The following is a 17,796-nucleotide window of genomic DNA, read 5'->3' on the forward strand; positions in this document are numbered from 1 at the left end:
CCTCGAAGGGAAACCCCTTTCATGTACGACGCAATCCTGGCCGAGACGATCACCGTCACGGGCCACGACGACGACCCGATCGAGGCGTACGCGGCGCGCCCGATGACCCCCGGTCCGCTGGGCGGTGTGGTGGTGATCCACCACATGCCGGGCTACGACGCCCCGTCGAAGGAGATCACCCGCCGCTTCGCCGCGGAGGGCTACGCGGCCGTCTGCCCGAACCTCTACAGCCGTGAGGCCCCCGGCGCCTCCCCCGACGACGCGGCCGCGACGGCCCGGGCCCGGGGCGGCGTGCCCGACGAGCGGCTGCTCGGCGACGTGGCGGGCGCGGCCGCGTACCTGCGCGGGCTGCCGTCGTCCAACGGGCGGGTGGGCGTCATCGGTTACTGCTCCGGCGGGCGGCAGGCGTTCCTGGTGGACGCCTCGCTCGACGTGCAGGCGGCCGTCGACTGCTACGGCGCCTTCGTCGCGGGCCGGCCGCCGGAGGGCTTCCCCCTCCAGGTCGAGCCGCTGCTGCACCTGACGAAGGACCTGCGCGCCCCGCTGCTCGGGCTGTTCGGCGTGGAGGACAGCTATCCCTCGCCCGAGCACGTCGCCGAGCTGGAGACCGAGCTCAAGGCCCACGGCAAGCCGTACGAGTTCCACAGCTACGAGAACGCGGGCCACGCCTTCTTCGCCGTCGACCGGCCCAGCTACCGGCCGCAGGCGGCCGTCGACGGCTGGTCCCGGATCCTCACGTTCTTCGGGGAGCACCTCTGATGTGCACCTACCTCACGGAGAAGGTCCGCATCGAGGGCAGCGGGAAGGGCGCGCAGGGCTACTTCGCGCTCACCGACGCGATGGTCTACGTCGACCATCCGCAGCACGCGCCCTTCGAGCACACCGTCAACATCGACTTCATGAACCCGGAGCTGGGCCCCTCGGCGCGGGTGGCCGTCGAGCTCACCGAGGAGGCCGCGCTCGCGCTGGTCGAGGCGATCCGCTCGGCCCTCGCCGCCGCGCCCCCCGGGCTCGCCTCGGCGTCCGCGGGCCGCTGAGGGCCCTGGCGGGGGCCTAGCCGGGGATCCCCACCTGGATCAGCGCGTGGGTGCCGGTGGTACGCCAGGGCGTGCCGGTGGCGTCGAGACGGGCGACGGTCCGCGCGTCGACGCCGGTGAGGGTGTCCGACTTGAGGGTGCGCAGGGCCGCGACCGGGCCGGGGAAGTACGCGGTGACGTCCGCGAACGGCACGGTCGCGGCCCACTGCCGGTCGCCGACCAGGCGGCGGTAGTTGAGGTCGCCCTTCATCACGGTGACGGCGGCCGCCGCGAAGCGCTCGCGCAGGTCGCCGGGCAGGGCGTCGTACGGCAGCGGCGCGCAGGCGAACGGGTGGGTGGACAGCGTCAGGCGGTCCGTGCGCAGGGCTTCGGCGAGCCGGTGCCCGATCGACCCGGCGGCGCCGGGCGCGTGCGCCATACGGCGCAGGCACGTCAGCACGTCGCGGGGAGTGGCGTCGGAGACAAAGTAGGGGCGCGGCTTGAGCATGAGCTCGACGTGCCCCGCGCGTCCCGTGGCCAGCAGGTGATCGATGAGCACAAGGTCGGCGAGGATCTCGCGGGCGCTGTTGTCGGCGACCACGACGACCCGCCCGCCGTCCAGGAGCGGCCACAGCCGGTCGGACTCGTCGGCCACGTACGTCCCGGACGGCTCGGGGGCGCCCCCCGGCTCGCCCGCGATGGTGAAGCCCAGGTCGGCCTGGTTCCCCCAGACGGCGGCGGTCAGCAGGCGGTGCTCCCGCTCCTCCTGGGTGAGCGCGGCCAGGTCGTCGAGGGCTGCGAGGTCGCCGGCGAAGCCGTGGCCGTCCAGCTCGGCGTCCTTGAACGGCGCGAAGAAGTCCAGACCGTGCCAGGGCCCTCCGGCGAGATGGCCCGTGGCGTCGAGCAGCCTGCGGTAGAAGTACGACTCCGCCCACAGGAACGGCAGTTCGGGCCACCCTCGGCCGTACATCCCCTGTCCCCAGCGCTCCCACACGGCCGCGTCCTCCGCGTCCGCCGGCAGCGGGGCGACGGTGCCGTGGCGGGACTCCTCCAGGAGCGCTGCGCACGCCTGGCGCTGTGCGCCGCCGAAGGGAACCGCCTCCAGGATCCGTCCGATCAGCACCGGGTGACGGACCTGGAAGACGTTCCAGGCGAAGGAGCCCGGCTCGTCGCAGGTGAGGGGAGGCGCGTCCGGGGGCGTCGAGCCGTGCGCTTGGTGGGGCATGCGTGGTCCTCCAACGGTGGGAACGCAATTCTCACAGGAAGCGGCGCGAAATCACGGACCGCACGCCCGTCGGGGCAGGGCGTCCTCTACGCTGCGGACCCCTATGACCCCACCGAATCCGCTGGAACGCGCTCTCGGCGACCCGGGCGACCCGCCGATGCGCCCGCTGCCGCCCGCGGTGACCGCCCTCCTGCTGCGCCTTCAGGCCCCGCCCCGCCTGGCGGCGCACCTGCGGGCCGTCCACGACGTCGCCCATGAGCTGGCCGGCTGGACACGGGAGCACTGCCCGGGCCTCCCGCTGGACCGCGAGGCGGTGCTCTTCGGCGCGGCGACGCACGACATCGGCAAGACCGTCCACGAGGCCGAGTTGTCCGGCCCGGGCTCCGCGCACGAGGAGGCGGGCCGGGAGCTGCTGCTGGCGCACGGCTTCCCGGCGGAGCTCGCCCGCTTCGCCGGGACCCACGCGTCCTGGGCGCGACCGGCGGTGACGACGGAGGAGTTGCTGGTCAGCACCGCCGACAAGGTGTGGAAGAACAAGCGGGTCCCGGATCTGGAGGACCGCCTCGTGGCACGACTGGCCGAGGCCAACGGCACGTCCCGTTGGGAGGAGTTCCTCGCGCTCGACGACGTCCTCGGCCGGATCGGCGAACAGGCGGGACGCCGCCTCGCCTTCCAGGCGTCCTTCCCGGTACGGGGCTGACCCGGCGAACCTGACGTCCGTGACGAGCGCCTACCGGGGCGTCCACAGCGTGAACTCGTTGCCGTCGGGGTCGAGCAGCAGCATCCGCTCGGCGTCCCCGATTCCGGTGCCGGCACCAGTGCCGGCGCGTGTCGCGCCGAGCGGGACCAGGCGGCCGGCCTCCGCCTCCCCGTCGGCGTGGGCGGGGATCTCCAGCTCCAGGAACAGCCTGTTGGGGCCGGTCTTCGGCGGTATCGGAGGACCACCCCAGGTGATCTTCGTCCCGCCGTCGGGCGACTGGATCGCGGTCTCCTCGTCCTGGTCCCAGACAAGCGGCCACTTCAGGGCCTCGCTCCAGAAGCAGCCGGCCTCCCGCGTGCCGTCGCAGGACAGCGCTCCGACGAGGCCCGTGCCGGCGAGGAACATGTTGCCCGCCTCGATCACGCAGAACTCGTTGTCGTCCGGATCGGCGAGGACCACATGCTCCTCTTCGGGGAGTTGGCCCACGTCGACATGGCTCCCGCCCAGTTCCAGTGCCCTGGCGACGGTCCGGCGCTGGTCCTCCGGGGAGGCGCTCGTCAGGTCGAAGTGCGCCCGGTTCCGCCCGGTCCTCGGCTCCTGGCCCCCCGGCACGAAACGCAGCGGGAAGCCGGCGTCGTCAGGGGGCAGCACGGCGACACCGCCATGCCCTTCGACCGGCTCCCAGCCCAGGACCCCGGACCAGAACCGCGCGAACCGCGTCCCGCGAGCGCAGCCCAGGGGGGACCGTGACCCACCCGCACCCGGGTTTCCACGGGGCCCGGTCCACCCAACCGGGCAGTCACCGTGCAGGGTTGGCGTGTGCCGCCGGTTCCCGGTCCGGTCCTCGCGCGGGCGGGCCCATCGCCGCGCGGGTCCCCGCCGATCGGGTGCCACGCTATGATCCCGTCATCACTGAAGCCTTCCCGGTCGGACACACATCCCCGGGGAGGCTTTCTTCATGCCCCTCGGGAACCGCCCGGGGCATGACCACCCTTCCCGGGCGACAGCCCGCGGCACCGACCGCTGAGCTCGGCATACGCATGTCCGACGGTCGGTCCCCTGTCCAAAGGAGTGCCATGCCAGACGTCTCCGTGCGCCTCGCGACCGTTGACGACCGTCCTGCCGTCGAACGGCTGTGGCTCATGTTCCGCCACGACATGTCGGAATTCAGCGGCCGGCTCCCCTTCCCGGACGGCACGTTCCGCGGTGAGCGGCTTGAAGCCGCCTTCACGGAGACCGGCTGGGCGCCGTACTTGCTGACCAGCGACGATTGCCCTGCCGGTTTCGCGTTCGTTCGTGCTCTGACTGAGCCGACGCATGTGCTGAACAGCTTCTTCGTGGTTCGCGGAGCACGCAGGGCGGGGATCGGCCTGCGTGCCGTTCAGCAGGTCGTCGCCAGCCATCCTGGGCGGTGGGAAGTCGCCTTCCAAGACGCCAATGCGGCCGCAGTCCGCTTCTGGCGGCGTGTCGCAACCGAGATCGCCGGCGAGGCCTGGTCCGAGGAGCGCAGGCCCATTCCTGGTCGGCCGGACCTGCCGCCCGATGTCTGGATCTCCTTCCGTGCCGACTCGTAACGGCGACCGGCCGACGGGCGGGGCTCGGCCGTTCAGCGCCCCGCGGTGCCCTCTGACCCACGCTGGTTCAGGGCTCTGGTGAGGTCTCGGTCGGCCCGCGCGGCGTCGAGATCGGACGGCACCTCGTCCAACCGGGCCGTGAGTTCGGGGCTGTGCTGCTCCAGCCCAGTGACGCCCGCACCACCGGCTGCGACCGCCGCTGGTACCTGGAGCTCGACTGATCAGGGTCGATGGGGATCCGTGAGGCGGCACCGTCGCTTCCCCATGCACAAGCCGCACATGACCATGCGGTCCACGTTGAACCCAACGTACGGGATCCGGCGTGGCGTTGAATCCTCGGACCGGTCGTCCTCTCCTCGGCCCAGGTTCCCGTCCGCCACCGCATGGGTCCCCTCCGATCGGGTACCCGACGTCTCACGGCAGAGTCCGCAGCACTCCGTACGCGTCTCCGGAAGGAGTTGTCATGGGCTGGTGGCGAAGCGCCGCTTGTTCCGACGAGGATCCCGAACTGTTCTTCCCGGTCGGTGCGTCAGGACCGGGGGCCGCCCAGGAGGAGCGGGCCAAGGCGGTCTGCGAGCGGTGCCCGGTGGAGGAGCAGTGCCTCCAGTGGGCCCTGGACAGCGGGCAGAACCCGGGCATCTGGGGCGGTACGACCGAGGACGACCGACGGGCGATCAGGCGCCGCCGGGCGCTGCGCCGGTCGCATTCCCCGTCGTCGCCGTCCTCCCCTCGCAGGGACCGCCGGCCGGCGGTCCGCTGAAGCCCGCACGTCGCGTCGTCACCCGGTGCGCGGTCTGAAGTTCCGCGGCGGGGCCGCCCCCGGCCGCCGGAAGGCCACCGTGACGGCGAGCAGCCAGCTCACCCCGAAGGCCGCCGCGAGGCCCGGCTGCCAGGTCACCACGGTCGCGACCAGCAGGGCGAGCGACACGGCCACGAGCACCGCGACGAGCAGCACCCGCGGCCGGAACCGCCACGTCCCCCGGTCCCGCAGGGCGTCCATCGCCCGGTCACGGGGCGTCAGACGCATGGTGCGCAACCGCCGTTCGAGGACCGCGTCGGCGCTCAGCAGCCGCTCCATCCCCGCCAGCGTGCGCCTCTCCCGGTCGGACAGTTCCGAGCTCCCCATTGCCGGCACCTCCGCTGCTCGCCACCACCCATGCCTGCCATCTACCCCGAATGGAGGCGGGGAAGGCGGGTAGCCGGTTTCCGGTGGCCGTCCTTCGGTCCCCCGCCGGCCCCGGAGCGCGGCCGGCGGTGGAAGGAGTCCGATCATGCTGGTGGCGCATCCCGTGGTCCTGTACATGCTCGTCGAACGGTACGAGTCGCTGTGCACGCGGCCGGCCGGCGAGGACGACGACGAGACCCGCCGCAGGCACAGGGAGGACCTCGGCACCGCCTTGTGCGCGGCCACCGGCACACCGACCGTGGAAGCGGCGCTGCACGCGGCCCGCCGCCTGCTGCCGGGAACAGGCGGTGAACCCGGCGAACCCGGCGAACCCCCCGGATCCTGAGGATCCTGAGGATCCTGCGGACGACCGGTCGGCACGGCGTGGCGGTGTCGTGAAAGGGCCGGTCCGCGCCCTGTCTCGCTTGACGCGACCGGCGGGCGGCCCGAACCTGAAGGGGATCGAGCGTTCCACCCCCACTGGGAGCTCCCCGTGTCGCCCCTCCCCCCACCCCGTCCCGCATGGGCCGCTCACCGGCTCACGGTCCGCTTCGGCGGTGCCGAGGACCGGCCACTGGCCATCGTCGCCGGTGAGATCGACCAGGACGGCGCCGAGGCACTGCGGCACGCGCTGGAGTCCGTACTGGGCGACGGCACGAACGGCCCCGGCGGCCTCGACGTCGATCTGCGCGAGGTCTCCTTCTGCGACTGCGCCGGGCTCAACGCCCTGCTGCGGGTCCGCCTGCACGCCCTGGACAGCGGCCGCACTGTCACGCTCAGCGCGGTCAGCGGGCAGGTGGGACGGCTGCTGTCGCTGTCCGGCACGGAGGAGCTCTTCGCCGCCGCGGCATAGGGCGCAGCCGCGACGGGCCGTGTCACCGCGGCGGCTCCGGGTACGCGGTCCTGGAGAACCCCTCGATCCACGTCCGAGGAGGACCAGGTCATGACCGACCCCGTGCCCCCGAGCCCCGTCCCCTCGCCAGGTCCCACGGGCCCCGGCCCGGGCCCCTCGCCCGGCCCCCTGCCGCCGCCCGTCGGCCCCGACCCCGTACCGCCGGAGCCGCCGCGTCCCGGCCCCGATCCGGTGCCGCCGGACCCGGCACCGCCGGGTCCCGGACCGCAACCCGGCCCGCTGCCCGACCCCGGTCCGAGCCCCGCGCCCGCCACCTGACCGCGGGACCGGAGAACGCCACGGCCCCCGGCGCTCGGCTGACGGAGGGTCATCGCGGGCCAGGGATCCGGACGGCGCGCCGCGGTTCGTCGTCCGGATCGACGGCGCGCTCAGGAACTGGGACGTCCCCCAGGGCCCGTCCGGCAGACTCCCGCCGAGGACCATCGGCCGGCGTACGCCGACGTCGAGGAGGTCGTCCTCCGGGACACAGGGACGGACCGGCCGCGGACGACCACCTCTTCGCGGCCGTGCCCCGTCCCGGCTCGACGGCGCCGAACCCGCCCCGCAGGCGACTCCGCCGCGCGGCCGCCGGACGGGCGCCGATCTTCGGAACCTGGGGCCGTCCTGGTTGGATGGATGGCATGAGCAGCCATCAGACCATAGACGCCCCATGGGGCATATCCGTGTTCGGTGCGGCCAGTGTGGACGCCGCGCCCGATCTGGCCCGGCTGCGCCTGGCCGTCGCACAGACGCGACCGACACCCGGTGAGGCGTTCGAGGTCACGCGGGGCGGCACCAACCGGATCCGGGAGGTGCTGCGCGGACACGGCATTCCCGACGCGGCCGTGTCCTCGTCGCGCCTGAACCTGCGATCGTCGTGGACCTACGGAAACGAGCGCACGTTCCTCGGTTACGAGTGCACGGCGTCGTTCGTGATCGAACTGCGCGAACTGGACCTCCTGGAGACCGTGCTCATCGACGTCGTCGAGGCCGGGGCGAACCATGTCGAGGGCGTGGAGTTCGACGTGAGCACCAAGAAGGACCTGCGTGCGCGGGCCCGCAAGGCCGCTGTTGCCGCCGCCCGGGAGAAGGCGGCCCTGTACGCGGAGGCAGCCTCCGTCCGGCTCGGCCCGGTGATCCACGTCAAGGACGTGGACTCCGAGCAGATGCGCAACACCCACCGCAGTCACAGCAGTGGCAGCGGGGCCGACGGCGAGGGCGATCTGACACCGGGGAAGATCACGGTCTCGGCCGGTGTGGTCATCGGGTTGTCGATCATCAGCGGCTGAGGAGAGCGGCGAACGCGGCGCCCGGCCGCGAGAGCGGCCGGGCCCGTCGCGGCAACACACCTCCCGTACAAACGACTTGGGAACAGCGGATTGACAGTGCGCGCTGTGACGCGGAGATTTGAGAGCGCTCTCATCGGAGCGCCCGCATCCTCCACCCCCCACACGAGGAGGAACCACATGCACGCCCGAGTCGCACAACGCAGAGCCCTCGCGGTGCTGTTCGCCGCGCTGCTGGTGGCCGTGGGCCTGACGGCCCTCGACAGCACGTCCCGTGCCGGCGCCGCCGTCCCGGCCACCATCCCGCTGACCGTCACCAACAACTCCGGCCGGACAGGGCCGGTGTACCTGTACGACCTCGGCACCCAGCTGTCGACCGGACAGCAGGGCTGGGCCGACGCGAACGGTACGTTCCACGCCTGGCCCGCCGGGGGCAACCCGCCGACGCCGGCACCGGACGCGTCGATCGCCGGGCCGGCCAACGGCCGGTCGGTCACGATCCGCATGCCCAAGTTCTCGGGGCGGCTCTACTTCTCGTACGGCCAGAAACTCGTCTTCAAGGTCACGACGGGCGGCCTGGTCCAGCCCGCCGTGCAGAACCCGAGCGACCCCAACCGCGACATCCTGTTCAACTGGACCGAGTACACCCTCAACGACGCCGGGCTGTGGATCAACAGCACGCAGGTGGACATGGTCTCGGCGCCCTACGCGGTCGGCGTCGGGCTGGCCGACGGCTCCGTGAGGACCACCGGGCACCTCAAGCCCGGCGGGTACACCGGCTTCTTCGACGCGCTGCGGGCCCGGGGCGGCGGCTGGGCCGGCCTGATCCAGACCCGTTCGGACGGCACGGTCCTGCGCGCCCTGTCCCCCGGCCACGGCATCGAGACCGGCGCGCTGCCGCGCACGGTCATGGACGACTACATCAACCGCGTCTGGCAGAAGTACACGACCTCCACCCTGACCGTGACCCCGTTCGCGAACCAGCCCGGCACCAGGTACTTCGGGCGCGTCTCGGGCAACGTCATGAACTTCACCAACTCCTCCGGGTCGGTGGTCACCTCCTTCCAGAAGCCCGACAGCGACAGCGTCTTCGGCTGCTACAAGCTGCTGGACGCCCCCAACGACCTGGTGCGCGGCCCGATCTCACGCACCCTGTGCGCCGGGTTCAACCGTTCGACGCTGCTGGTCAACGCCGGCCAGCCCGACACGAGCGCGGCGAACTTCTACCAGGACGCCGTCACCAACCACTACGCCCGCGCCCTCCACGAGCGGATGGCCGACGGCAGGGCGTACGCCTTCGCCTTCGACGACGTCGGCAACCACGAGTCACTGGTCAACGACGGCAATCCGCAGCAGGCGTACATCACCCTGGACCCGTTCAGCTAGACCGCGGCTGGACGTCCCCGACGAAGGAGGCGAGCGTGCCCGCCGGTGCGGCGCGCTCGTCCGGGGGCATCCCGGGGTGGTGCCCGGCCGGTGCGGGCCCCGCCGGTACCGTGCCGGCCAGCGCGAGCCGGGACACGATGCGGTAGCGGTCGCCGCGGTAGAGCGAGTGGACGTACTCCACGGGCTGCCCCTGCGCGTCGCAGGTGAGGCGGTCGAAGAGCAGCGCCGGGGAGAGCACGGGCACGGCGAGCAGCCGTGCCTCCTCCTCGTTGGCGACCGTGGGCTCGATGGACTGGACGGCCTCGTGCACCTGCACGCCGTGCCGGTCGCGCAGGAAGGCGTAGAAGTCCCCGGACTCCATGTCGGCGGCGCACAGTCCGGGCACCAGGCCGGCGGGCACGTGCAGGTACTCCACGGCCATGGGCTCGCCGTCGACCAGCCGCAGCCGGGCGATGTAGACGATCTCGGCGGCGGGCGAGATGCGCAGCTTGCGGCCGACGCGCGCGCCCGCCCGCACGGTGGCGAACTCCAGCACACGGCTGAGCCAGTCGCCCCCGGCCTGCGGCAGGGTGAAGACGGAGGCTCCCTGGGCGAGTTCCTGGGTGATCTTGGCCGGGGCGACGAACATGCCGCTGCCGTGCCGGCGGACGAGCAGGCCGGTGTTGACGAGTTCGTCGACGGCGGAGCGCACCGTGGGCCGCGAGACGTCCAGCCGCTCGCACAGCGCGCGTTCGGACGGGATCGGCGTGCCGGGCGCCTGGGACTCGACGAGCTCCAGCAGATGGTCGCGGACCTTCTCCCGCTTCAGCGGCGACCGCGGCGCCTCGCCCGTCATGGATCATCCCCCGTTCCCTGCCCGGCAGTCGCACCGTGCGGCGCTGCGCCGTACGGTGCGAGGCTAGCCAGTTGCTGACCAGTTCACCAGTGGTTCCGGCCCAACCTGTCGACAGGGGGCCCGCGGTCCCTTGCCTCCCGGCCTCTTGACCCCCCATCAGGTCTATGCCATTTTCCCTTACCAGTGGAAGACCAGTTGCCAAGTGGTAAGCCCCACGCGCTCCACCGACTGGAAGGGATCACCATGTCAGGAACGTCCCGCACCACCGGCCCGGGCCGCGGATCCGCCCGGATCCGCACGGCCATGGCCGTCTGCGCCGCGGCCGGTCTGGCCTGTGCCGGGCTGACCGCCCTGCCCGCGTCCGCCGCGGTGGGCACCCTCAGCGCCCAGTACCGCACGAGCGCCCCGGGGGCGACCGCCGACCAGGCAGAGCCCTGGTTCGAGATCACCAACACCGGGAGCACCGGCGTCCCGCTCAGCGAGGTGACGCTGCGCTACTACTTCAAGGCCGACAGCCCCTCGACCGCGTACCGCTTCGCCTGCTCCTGGGCGGTCAAGGGGTGCGGCAACATCACCGGCACCTTCGGCACGCTCGCCAACCCCACCGCGACCGCCGACCGCTACCTGGAGATCGGCTTCACCTCCGGCGCCGGCACGCTCGCCCCGGGCCAGAACACCGGCGACATGCAGTTGCGCTTCTACCGCGCGGACTGGCAGCGGCTGACGCAGTCCGACGACTACTCCTTCAGCGGTACGCAGACCGCGTACGCGGACTGGAGCAAGGTCACCCTCCAGCGCGGCGGCTCGGTCGTCTGGGGCACCGCCCCGGCCGGCAACGACCCGACCGATCCCCCCACCGACCCGCCGACGACTCCGCCGACCGACCCGAACGCGCCCGCGCTCTTCGACGACTTCCGCTACGCCTCCAGCAGCGACGCGGCGCTGCAGAGCCACGGCTGGACCGTCAAGTCCGGCCAGGGCGGCCCGGGCGTGCCCGGCGCGACCTGGTCCCCGCAGGACGTCACCTTCGTCGCGGGCACCGGCAGCGACAAGGTCATGAATCTCCGGCTCACCACCGACGGCACCGCCGCCGGCACCAAGGAGACCGAGATCCAGACCAGTGCCCGCAAGTTCCGCAACGGCACCTACGCGGCGCGGGTCCGCTTCGACGACACCGCGGCCGGCGGCCCGGACGGGGACCACATCGTCCAGACCTTCTTCGCCTTCACCCCGCTGAACGCGCCCATGGACCCCAACTACAGCGAGCAGGACTTCGAGTACCTGCCCAACGGCGGCTGGGGCGAGCCGAGCAACATCATGTACACGACGTCCTGGGAGACCTACAACCCGGACCCGTGGAACGCGGTCAACACGCACTCGGAGAACCGCGCCGGCTACGACGGCTGGCACGACCTCCAGGTGACCATCGACAACAGCGCCATCACCTACTCCATCGACGGCCAGGTCTTCGGCACGCACGGCGAGCCGTACCTGCCCGAGACCAGCCAGTGGATCGACTTCAACCACTGGCTGATCGACCTCACCGGCCAGACCGGCAGCACCGCGCGCTCGTACGACCAGCAGGTCGACTGGGTCCTCTTCGTCAAGGACCAGGTGCTGACCCCGGCACAGGTCGCCGCCAAGGTCGCCGCCTACCGCTCGGCGGGCACGGCCTTCACCGACACCGTGCCCGGGAGCTGACCCCCGAACCCGCGCCGCCGTCCACCGCCACAGGGGCGTGGTGGACGGCGGCGCGGACCCAAAGGAGCCCGGGGCGGACTTTGTTGATTGTTCGTCATGAATTCTTGCGGCCGGTCCGGCGGCCGCCCGCGATCAGTCCCTGAATTCCCGGGATTCCCAGGATTCGCGGGACGGATCGCCCTGGGGACCGCCGAACGAGCCGTGATTCACCGGGCCGGAAACGGGCTCCTGATAGGCCGCGGGCGCCGCCGGTGCCGCGGCGGGTGAAACACGGGGGCCATTCCACGACGCGACCCGGAATTCCTCCGCCGGGACCACCGGGACCTCCGCGGCCTTCGACGCGTCCTCGACGGGACTCATGAGGACGGCGAAAGTGATCAGCATGAGTTCGAGGCCGAGTCCGATGATGAGCGGTGCGACCAGGACCAGGCCGGTGACACCGGTGTCGGTGTGGACGCCGGACACGTTGTGCACGTTCACGGCCGCCATTCCCGTGTAGTGCATTCCGCTGATCGCGACGGCCATCACCAGGGCCGCGCCGACCGTCGCCCAGGTCCCCTTCACCCGCAGGGTGAACCACAGGGCGGCGGTGGCCGCCACGACGGCGATCACCACGGAGAGCACCACGAGCGAGGTCGTGTAGGCGACCTGGCCGGGGAACAGGAGCGCCTGCATGCCCATGTAGTGCATCGCGGCGACACCGATCCCGGCGCCGACACCGCCGGTGAGCAGCCCGGACCAGGACCGCCGCACTCCGGCGACGAACATCCCGAGTCCGACGATCACGATGGCGACCAGCAGGCTGACGATGGTCAGCGGCACGTCGTAGCGGAACTCCACGCCGTCGACGGCGAAGCCGAGCATGGCGATGAAGTGCATTCCCCAGATGCCCGACCCGAGGGTCAGCGCCCCGGCGGCGAGCCACGACCAGCCCCGGGCCAGTCCCCGGGCGTGGAAACGGGCCGCGCAGGCGAGCCCGAGTCCGGAGCCCACGGCCGCCATGAGGTAGGCCAGCACGGGATACAAGGAATGCGAATAGAGATGCTGATGCTGCCCCACGAAGGAAACTCCCCACCTGGCTTGGACGGTACGCGCTGTACCGGGAAAGGAAAGGGGGGTGCGGACCATGGATCGCCCGGCACTTGTACCCACACACCTCGCCGGCGTACCGCCCGCAAATTCCTCATCGGTATCCCGCGACGGCGTCCTTGCCGTTCCACGGGGCACGGCCGCGGCGACTCCCCCCGTCGCCCGGCCACCGATGCTTGAACCTTATATTAAGTCCCTCCAGGTGCCGCACGCCCACGGCACCGGAAACACACCGTTCCCTCGGGGGGAATTCTCACCCCCCGGAAAACGCGCCGTCCGACGGCGCTCAGGCACCCGGGGAGCGGCGCAGTGTGCTCGCGTACGCGCCGGCGAGGGTGCCCAGCGCGGCGGCGACCGGGCGTCGGGCCGGCCCCTGGAGCAGCGCGGAGCCGGCGCGTTCCGCCGCGCGCAGCCGGTGGCCCTGGAGGTCGATCAAAGCGCGCGTCATGGGCCGGTGCGGCGCGGGGACGAGCTCGATCAGCGGCCGGGAGTCGGCGAGGCCGCGCCGGGCGGTCGCGGCGACCTCGCGCACGAGCCCCGCGAAGTCGCCTGCCGGCGCACCGTGTTCGAGGCCGTCACGGCTCAGCCCGTGGCGGGCGAGGGTGTCCTCGGGGATGCCGAGGCGGCCGGCGCGCAGGTCCTCGGCGACGTCCTCCAGGAAGTCCAGGCGCTGGGCGGCCTCGACGAAGGTGCGGCAGGCAGCGCGGTAGCCGTCGTACCCGGTGGCCGGTGCCAGCAGGCGGGCGACGAGCAGGAAGGCGGGCAGGGAGTACGCGTCGACGTAGGCCTGGAAGTCGGCCTCGGCGGCGAAGCCCCGCCATCCGGCGTCGGCCGGGGCGGCGACGAGGTACTCGGCCACGACGTCACCGAGCTCGGGCCGCCGCGCGACGGTGTGGGCGAGGGCCCGCAGCAGCCGGTCGCCGTCCCCGTCGCCACCGGCACCGCCCCGGTCGCCGCCGCCGTCCGCCAGGGCCCCGCGCACACGGCGCTCCCAGGCCGTGAACGCCGTGCGGGCCGCCCCGCCGTCGGCGTCCTGGTCGAGCAGATTGTCCGTGTGGTGCATGAACGCGGTCGCGGCGACGACGTCGGGGACGAGTTCGGCCGGCAGCAGGAGCCGGACCCCGGTGAAGGTGGCACGGTCGAAGCGGGTGACCAGGCGGCGCTGGGCGGTGTAGGCCTCGCGCAGCGCCGGGTCGGCGATGCCGGCCCGGTCCAGGGTGTGCCGCCAGGTGGTCATCGTTCCGCCGCTCCGTTCGTCCGGCCACGGGGGCCCCGGCGACGAGTCGAACGCAGTAGAACCGGCAAACTCACTGCCCGGATGCCGCCGGACACCCTCTGAGCTGGGACTCACCGTACCGGGTCCTGCTCCCTGTACGGGCCGACCACCGGCCCGCGCCCACGGCGGCACACCACCCGGACAGCCCCAACCGGGCGCCCGATGACCGAAGTTGCCCGAACGGGTCCGGGGTGTCGTCACACGCCGCGCCGCCGCGCAGCCATGGCAGCGCAGGTGGCCGAGCTGACGCGCGCGCGGGGTGCCGATCCGCCGTTCCTGGCGGAGGTGGCACGGGCCGCCGCCGTAGGATGACCGGGCCGGCCCACTCCCGTGCAGAAGGCGAGCGAGACGATGCGATCCCGTGCAGTCGGCGCGCCGGGCAGGCGCGTCCTCCCCGTGGCGGGGTAGCCCCGCCGTGCGGATCCGGATCGAGGGCCACGACCTGCCCGGGCGCACCCAGAGGTGCGGCCCGGAGGGCTCGGTGTACGAGGACGTCCATGTCGCGGTCCAGCGCCGCAACCGCCCCGGGGAACTCCTGGACCTCCAGCCGGCGGACGCCGCGGCGGTCACCTGGACGCTCGACTGCGTCGCCGTCCCGGCCGCCGGGGGCACGGACGTCAAGGGGCCCCATGTGCAGGGCGGGCCGGGTGGGCGGTTCGTCTATCTGACGTGGGGAGCGCTGGACGGCGCGGGCGGCTTCACGATGTTCCGCCGGGCGAAGCTGATGCTGGACGCCGTCGACCCCGACATGCTGGCGGCGGCGGCCGGGTCGGGCCTGCTGGTGGGCAGCCTCGGCCTCACCGACGGCGGAGGTCACCCTCTGTGCGCCGCCGTGCGACCGCCGCGCATCGTCTGGTCGGCCGGATAGGCGGTCACGGCCGGCTCAAGGGGGCGGGGCTCAGTCCTCGCCCCGGACGATGTTCCAGTCCGTGCTGTTCTCCTGGTCCCGCTCCAAGGTGTCGGCGCGCTTGCCGGTCTTCACGATGGCCGGCCGGCAGGTACGTATCTGCTGGTCACGTGGTATTCGGGTACTGATGGGGTGGCCGTTCCTGTTGTCCACGGTCCGGTGCCTCCTCGATTCCTCTCGAATGTCGACATACCCACTTGAATAGTACATACACGAACAACCTCAGCCCTGTGCGGGCACGCTGCGTCACGGGCCACCGCCCGCGGTGACACCGGTGCGCCCGGCTCCGGACGGGATCACGGAGGGCAACGCCCGCCACGACCGCGCCTGCCCCGCCCCTCGGGGCGGAAACCGGGCCCCGGCCCGGGAGCGGAAGATCACGAGTGGCCGACAGTCATCGGTTCCAGAAATCCCCTTGTTCCAGCAAATTGAGTGTCATATCGGGCGCGCCGCCCCGACCGCCGGGTCGCGGGGGCCGAGGCTTGCCCTGTCCAACCCCGCGGATGCCCCGGCACCCGCTGAGACAGGAGGTCACCATGCGTCTTCCCCGCTTCGCCACCGCGGTCGGCGTGGCCGTCGTCGTTGTCCTGGGCGGTGCCGCCTCCGCCGGCGCCACCACCCCGGAACTGGCCGGCACGCACGCCTCGCACTCCTCGCACGACGGCCACGGGCGGCACGGGCACCACGCCCGTCACCACCTGCGCCACCTGCCGAAGTGGCACGGTCACCGCCACCAGCGCGACAACCACCGCCACCACTCGTTCGCCAAGCACCACCACCACCGCTGATCCCCGGCGGACCGCCCTGGGGCGGCGGCGGGCACCAAGCCGGTGCCCGCCGCCGCCTCAGGCCGTCTGGGCGCTGCGCAGCGCCGCGTACGAGCCGCCGGAGCGCAGCAGTTGGTCGTGCGTCCCGGTCTCGGTGATCCGGCCGTCCTCCATGACGACGATCCGGTCGGCGTTCCTGATCGTGGACAGCCGGTGCGCGACGACGAACACCGTCCGGTTGCGCACCAGCCGCTCCAGCGCCTGCTGCACCAGTGCCTCGGACCGCGAGTCCAGAGCCGAGGTCGCCTCGTCCAGCACGAGGACACGGGGGTCCCGGATGAGGGCGCGGGCGATCGCCAGGCGCTGCTTCTGCCCGCCCGACAGACGGGCCCCGCGCTCCCCCACGATCGTGTCGAGACCGGCCGGCAGGCGCTCCACGAACTCCATCGCGTTGGCCGCCCGCAGCGCCTCCCGCACGGTCTCCTCCGCCACGCCCGGCATGCCGTAGGCCACGTTGTCGCGGATGGTGCCCTCGAAGAGGATCGACTCCTGCGGCACCACCGACAGGAAACGGCGGTAACTGCGCAGGTCCAGGGACTCCATGTCGGCCCCGTCGAGGAGGATGCGGCCCTCGGCCGGGCGCAGGAAGCCGATGACGAGGCTGAGCACGGTCGACTTGCCCGCGCCCGAGGCACCCACCAGCGCGATGGTCTCCCCGGGCCGCACGGAGAGCGTGAAGTCCCGTACGGAATGGCGTCCGGCGTCCTCGTAGACATGGCCGACGCCCTGGAAGTCGATCCGGCCGCGGACCGCCGCCACCTCGGTCTTGCCCGCGTTCTGCTCCAGGTCGGGGGCCTGGAGCACCTCGCCGGCCGAACGCACCGACTCCAGGCCCTTGCTGACCACCGGGGTGAGGCTGAGCAGCGTGGTCACGGCGGCCGTGAGCGAGGAGAAGTACGTGGTGAGCATGACGACGTCGCCGGGGGTCACGCCGAGCCAGCCGTGGTACGCGGCCAGGGCGGAGCCGAGCAGGCAGCACGTGCCCAGGACGTTGAGGATGATCCAGGCGAGCGAGCCGAAGCGGCCGTTGAGCCGGTCCAGACGCAGTCCGGCGGTGAGCACCTGGCTGAGCGTGCCGTCGACCCGCCGCAGCGCCGTGGACTCCAGCCCGTGCGCGCGTGTGATGGGGATCAGGGTCGTCATCTCCGTGACCCTGGAGGACAGTTGCTCGACCTCCTGGCGGAACGACTCGTTGGACTCGCGCAGCCGGCCGCGCAGCCACATCACCAGGGCGGAGGTCGCGGGCACCACGACCAGGAAGACCGGCAGGAAGGACGGGGTCTGCACGGCGATGACCACGAGCGCCCCGCCGAGGGTGGCGAGGGCCGACAGGCCCATGTCGCCGGTCTGCTGCACGGCCTGCTCGATCGCCTCGACGTCCCGGATCACCTTGGTCTGCAGCACCGCGGAGTTGACCCGCGCGTGGTAGCCGATGGACAGCTGCTGCATCCGCTGGCACAGCGCCGAGCGCAGCCGCATGCCGGTCCGCCGCGCGCTGCCGTACCAGCAGCGCACATAGAGCAGGTGGAAGGGGTAGTTGAGCAGGAGCATCACGAGCAGCACCGCGGTGCCGAGCATCATGCCGGACAGCGGCCGGTGCTGCACGATGACGTCGATGACCTGCGCGGTGACCAGCGGGGTCAGCCAGATCGGCGTGTGCTTGACCATGAAGGCCAGCACCGCCACGGTGAGCCGGCCGCGGTCGTGGCGGAAGAGGTAGGCGAGGGTGCGGATCGGGTGTTCACCGCGGTAGCGGTGGTCGAGCGGGCCGTGCGGCGACGCCATACGGGGACTCCGGGAGCACGTGGGTGCGGGGGATGAGACGGCGCTGGCTCATCGTCCGGTCAACGCGGGATCTTAGGGTGTGCACGTTCGCACGGTCACGGTGCGGAGCACGGGCTGTCCGGTCCCGGCCGA

Annotated in this window: 20 protein-coding genes; 12 read left to right on the top strand and 8 right to left on the bottom strand. The window is 72.3% G+C overall.

Annotated features, from left to right (window positions below):
• Nucleotides 1-21: 21 nt before the first annotated feature.
• Together ACIP64_RS15380 and ACIP64_RS15385 are read left to right on the top strand one after the other, a co-directional pair.
• Nucleotides 22-759, top strand: coding sequence for a dienelactone hydrolase family protein (locus ACIP64_RS15380; RefSeq protein ID WP_401586074.1), 738 nt, complete (start codon nucleotides 22-24; stop codon nucleotides 757-759).
• Complete coding sequence (locus ACIP64_RS15385) at nucleotides 759-1,037, top strand: DUF6295 family protein (protein WP_401586076.1); 279 nt, start codon at nucleotides 759-761, stop codon at nucleotides 1,035-1,037. Before ACIP64_RS15380 ends, ACIP64_RS15385 begins: the two co-directional genes overlap by 1 nt.
• A gap of 16 nt (nucleotides 1,038-1,053) precedes the next feature.
• Here the strand turns inward: ACIP64_RS15385 and ACIP64_RS15390 are convergent, their stop codons facing one another.
• A complete protein-coding gene (locus ACIP64_RS15390; protein ID WP_401586079.1) occupies nucleotides 1,054-2,241 on the bottom strand; it encodes a damage-control phosphatase ARMT1 family protein in 1,188 nt (395 codons plus the stop codon).
• 103 nt (nucleotides 2,242-2,344) lie between these two features.
• On the opposite strand from ACIP64_RS15390, the gene ACIP64_RS15395 reads away from it, so the two are divergent.
• Nucleotides 2,345-2,941, top strand: coding sequence for an HD domain-containing protein (locus ACIP64_RS15395; protein WP_401586082.1), 597 nt, complete (start codon nucleotides 2,345-2,347; stop codon nucleotides 2,939-2,941).
• A gap of 30 nt (nucleotides 2,942-2,971) precedes the next feature.
• Here the strand turns inward: ACIP64_RS15395 and ACIP64_RS15400 are convergent, their stop codons facing one another.
• Nucleotides 2,972-3,679, bottom strand: a complete 708-nt coding sequence (locus tag ACIP64_RS15400; protein WP_401586510.1) for a VOC family protein — start codon at nucleotides 3,677-3,679, stop codon at nucleotides 2,972-2,974.
• 338 nt (nucleotides 3,680-4,017) lie between these two features.
• Here ACIP64_RS15400 and ACIP64_RS15405 point away from each other — a divergent pair, with 338 nt between their 5' ends.
• Both ACIP64_RS15405 and ACIP64_RS15410 read left to right on the top strand, forming a co-directional pair.
• Nucleotides 4,018-4,515, top strand: a complete 498-nt coding sequence (locus ACIP64_RS15405) for a GNAT family N-acetyltransferase (RefSeq protein ID WP_401586085.1) — start codon at nucleotides 4,018-4,020, stop codon at nucleotides 4,513-4,515.
• A 463-nt stretch (nucleotides 4,516-4,978) separates the two neighbouring features.
• A complete protein-coding gene (locus ACIP64_RS15410; RefSeq protein ID WP_401586088.1) occupies nucleotides 4,979-5,275 on the top strand; it encodes a WhiB family transcriptional regulator in 297 nt (98 codons plus the stop codon).
• 18 nt (nucleotides 5,276-5,293) lie between these two features.
• Here the strand turns inward: ACIP64_RS15410 and ACIP64_RS15415 are convergent, their stop codons facing one another.
• A complete protein-coding gene (locus ACIP64_RS15415) occupies nucleotides 5,294-5,641 on the bottom strand; it encodes a hypothetical protein (protein ID WP_401586090.1) in 348 nt (115 codons plus the stop codon).
• Between the two features lie 145 nt (nucleotides 5,642-5,786).
• Here ACIP64_RS15415 and ACIP64_RS15420 point away from each other — a divergent pair, with 145 nt between their 5' ends.
• The 4 genes from ACIP64_RS15420 to ACIP64_RS15435 all read left to right on the top strand — a co-directional run bounded on the left by ACIP64_RS15420 (nucleotide 5,787) and on the right by ACIP64_RS15435 (nucleotide 9,244).
• Nucleotides 5,787-6,026 carry a DUF5133 domain-containing protein gene (locus ACIP64_RS15420; RefSeq protein ID WP_401586092.1) on the top strand — a complete coding sequence of 80 codons (240 nt, stop codon included), beginning with the start codon at nucleotides 5,787-5,789 and terminating at the stop codon, nucleotides 6,024-6,026.
• Nucleotides 6,027-6,173: 147 nt separating this feature from the next.
• Nucleotides 6,174-6,533 (top strand): STAS domain-containing protein, encoded by a 360-nt coding sequence (locus ACIP64_RS15425; RefSeq protein WP_401586094.1) that lies wholly within the window; start codon nucleotides 6,174-6,176, stop codon nucleotides 6,531-6,533.
• A 680-nt stretch (nucleotides 6,534-7,213) separates the two neighbouring features.
• Complete coding sequence (locus tag ACIP64_RS15430) at nucleotides 7,214-7,861, top strand: SIMPL domain-containing protein (RefSeq protein WP_401586096.1); 648 nt, start codon at nucleotides 7,214-7,216, stop codon at nucleotides 7,859-7,861.
• 177 nt (nucleotides 7,862-8,038) lie between these two features.
• Nucleotides 8,039-9,244, top strand: coding sequence for a glycoside hydrolase family 64 protein (locus ACIP64_RS15435; protein ID WP_401586099.1), 1,206 nt, complete (start codon nucleotides 8,039-8,041; stop codon nucleotides 9,242-9,244).
• Here ACIP64_RS15435 and ACIP64_RS15440 read toward each other — a convergent pair.
• Nucleotides 9,237-10,079, bottom strand: a complete 843-nt coding sequence (locus ACIP64_RS15440; protein ID WP_401586101.1) for a GntR family transcriptional regulator — start codon at nucleotides 10,077-10,079, stop codon at nucleotides 9,237-9,239. The two genes, ACIP64_RS15435 and ACIP64_RS15440, sit on opposite strands and share 8 nt — an antisense overlap.
• 243 nt (nucleotides 10,080-10,322) lie before the next feature.
• On the opposite strand from ACIP64_RS15440, the gene ACIP64_RS15445 reads away from it, so the two are divergent.
• Nucleotides 10,323-11,780: a cellulose binding domain-containing protein gene (locus tag ACIP64_RS15445; protein ID WP_401586104.1), complete on the top strand. Its 1,458-nt coding sequence runs from the start codon at nucleotides 10,323-10,325 to the stop codon at nucleotides 11,778-11,780.
• A 132-nt stretch (nucleotides 11,781-11,912) separates the two neighbouring features.
• Here ACIP64_RS15445 and ACIP64_RS15450 read toward each other — a convergent pair whose 3' ends face one another.
• Together ACIP64_RS15450 and ACIP64_RS15455 are read right to left on the bottom strand one after the other, a co-directional pair.
• On the bottom strand, nucleotides 11,913-12,797 hold the full coding sequence (locus tag ACIP64_RS15450; protein WP_401586106.1) for an MHYT domain-containing protein: 885 nt from the start codon (nucleotides 12,795-12,797) through the stop codon (nucleotides 11,913-11,915).
• Nucleotides 12,798-13,155: 358 nt separating this feature from the next.
• On the bottom strand, nucleotides 13,156-14,106 hold the full coding sequence (locus ACIP64_RS15455; protein ID WP_401586109.1) for a squalene/phytoene synthase family protein: 951 nt from the start codon (nucleotides 14,104-14,106) through the stop codon (nucleotides 13,156-13,158).
• A 454-nt stretch (nucleotides 14,107-14,560) separates the two neighbouring features.
• Between ACIP64_RS15455 and ACIP64_RS15460 the strand changes: the two genes are divergently transcribed.
• Nucleotides 14,561-15,013: a DUF5990 family protein gene (locus ACIP64_RS15460; RefSeq protein ID WP_401586111.1), complete on the top strand. Its 453-nt coding sequence runs from the start codon at nucleotides 14,561-14,563 to the stop codon at nucleotides 15,011-15,013.
• Between the two features lie 30 nt (nucleotides 15,014-15,043).
• Here the strand turns inward: ACIP64_RS15460 and ACIP64_RS15465 are convergent, their stop codons facing one another.
• On the bottom strand, nucleotides 15,044-15,205 hold the full coding sequence (locus ACIP64_RS15465; protein ID WP_401586113.1) for a hypothetical protein: 162 nt from the start codon (nucleotides 15,203-15,205) through the stop codon (nucleotides 15,044-15,046).
• A 383-nt stretch (nucleotides 15,206-15,588) separates the two neighbouring features.
• Between ACIP64_RS15465 and ACIP64_RS15470 the strand changes: the two genes are divergently transcribed.
• On the top strand, nucleotides 15,589-15,840 hold the full coding sequence (locus ACIP64_RS15470) for a hypothetical protein (protein WP_360910681.1): 252 nt from the start codon (nucleotides 15,589-15,591) through the stop codon (nucleotides 15,838-15,840).
• A gap of 57 nt (nucleotides 15,841-15,897) precedes the next feature.
• On the opposite strand, the gene ACIP64_RS15475 is transcribed toward ACIP64_RS15470, so the two are convergent.
• Nucleotides 15,898-17,664: an ABC transporter ATP-binding protein gene (locus ACIP64_RS15475; RefSeq protein WP_401586116.1), complete on the bottom strand. Its 1,767-nt coding sequence runs from the start codon at nucleotides 17,662-17,664 to the stop codon at nucleotides 15,898-15,900.
• Between the last annotated feature and the right edge of the window lie 132 nt (nucleotides 17,665-17,796).

Origin of the sequence: Streptomyces sp. NPDC088733, assembly GCF_044751185.1 — a bacterium.
Classification (GTDB): Bacteria; Actinomycetota; Actinomycetes; order Streptomycetales; family Streptomycetaceae; genus Actinacidiphila.

Bases quoted from the DNA above. Each gene is read 5' to 3' on its own strand.
- ACIP64_RS15380 (WP_401586074.1), top strand. From the start codon at position 22: ATGTACGACGCAATCCTGGCCGAGACGATCACCGTCACGGGCCACGAC.
- ACIP64_RS15385 (WP_401586076.1), top strand. From the start codon at position 759: ATGTGCACCTACCTCACGGAGAAGGTCCGCATCGAGGGCAGCGGGAAG.
- ACIP64_RS15390 (WP_401586079.1), bottom strand. From the start codon at position 2,241: ATGCCCCACCAAGCGCACGGCTCGACGCCCCCGGACGCGCCTCCCCTC.
- ACIP64_RS15395 (WP_401586082.1), top strand. From the start codon at position 2,345: ATGACCCCACCGAATCCGCTGGAACGCGCTCTCGGCGACCCGGGCGAC.
- ACIP64_RS15405 (WP_401586085.1), top strand. From the start codon at position 4,018: ATGCCAGACGTCTCCGTGCGCCTCGCGACCGTTGACGACCGTCCTGCC.
- ACIP64_RS15410 (WP_401586088.1), top strand. From the start codon at position 4,979: ATGGGCTGGTGGCGAAGCGCCGCTTGTTCCGACGAGGATCCCGAACTG.
- ACIP64_RS15415 (WP_401586090.1), bottom strand. From the start codon at position 5,641: ATGGGGAGCTCGGAACTGTCCGACCGGGAGAGGCGCACGCTGGCGGGG.
- ACIP64_RS15420 (WP_401586092.1), top strand. From the start codon at position 5,787: ATGCTGGTGGCGCATCCCGTGGTCCTGTACATGCTCGTCGAACGGTAC.
- ACIP64_RS15430 (WP_401586096.1), top strand. From the start codon at position 7,214: ATGAGCAGCCATCAGACCATAGACGCCCCATGGGGCATATCCGTGTTC.
- ACIP64_RS15435 (WP_401586099.1), top strand. From the start codon at position 8,039: ATGCACGCCCGAGTCGCACAACGCAGAGCCCTCGCGGTGCTGTTCGCC.
- ACIP64_RS15440 (WP_401586101.1), bottom strand. From the start codon at position 10,079: ATGACGGGCGAGGCGCCGCGGTCGCCGCTGAAGCGGGAGAAGGTCCGC.
- ACIP64_RS15445 (WP_401586104.1), top strand. From the start codon at position 10,323: ATGTCAGGAACGTCCCGCACCACCGGCCCGGGCCGCGGATCCGCCCGG.
- ACIP64_RS15455 (WP_401586109.1), bottom strand. From the start codon at position 14,106: ATGACCACCTGGCGGCACACCCTGGACCGGGCCGGCATCGCCGACCCG.
- ACIP64_RS15470 (WP_360910681.1), top strand. From the start codon at position 15,589: ATGCGTCTTCCCCGCTTCGCCACCGCGGTCGGCGTGGCCGTCGTCGTT.
- ACIP64_RS15475 (WP_401586116.1), bottom strand. From the start codon at position 17,664: ATGGCGTCGCCGCACGGCCCGCTCGACCACCGCTACCGCGGTGAACAC.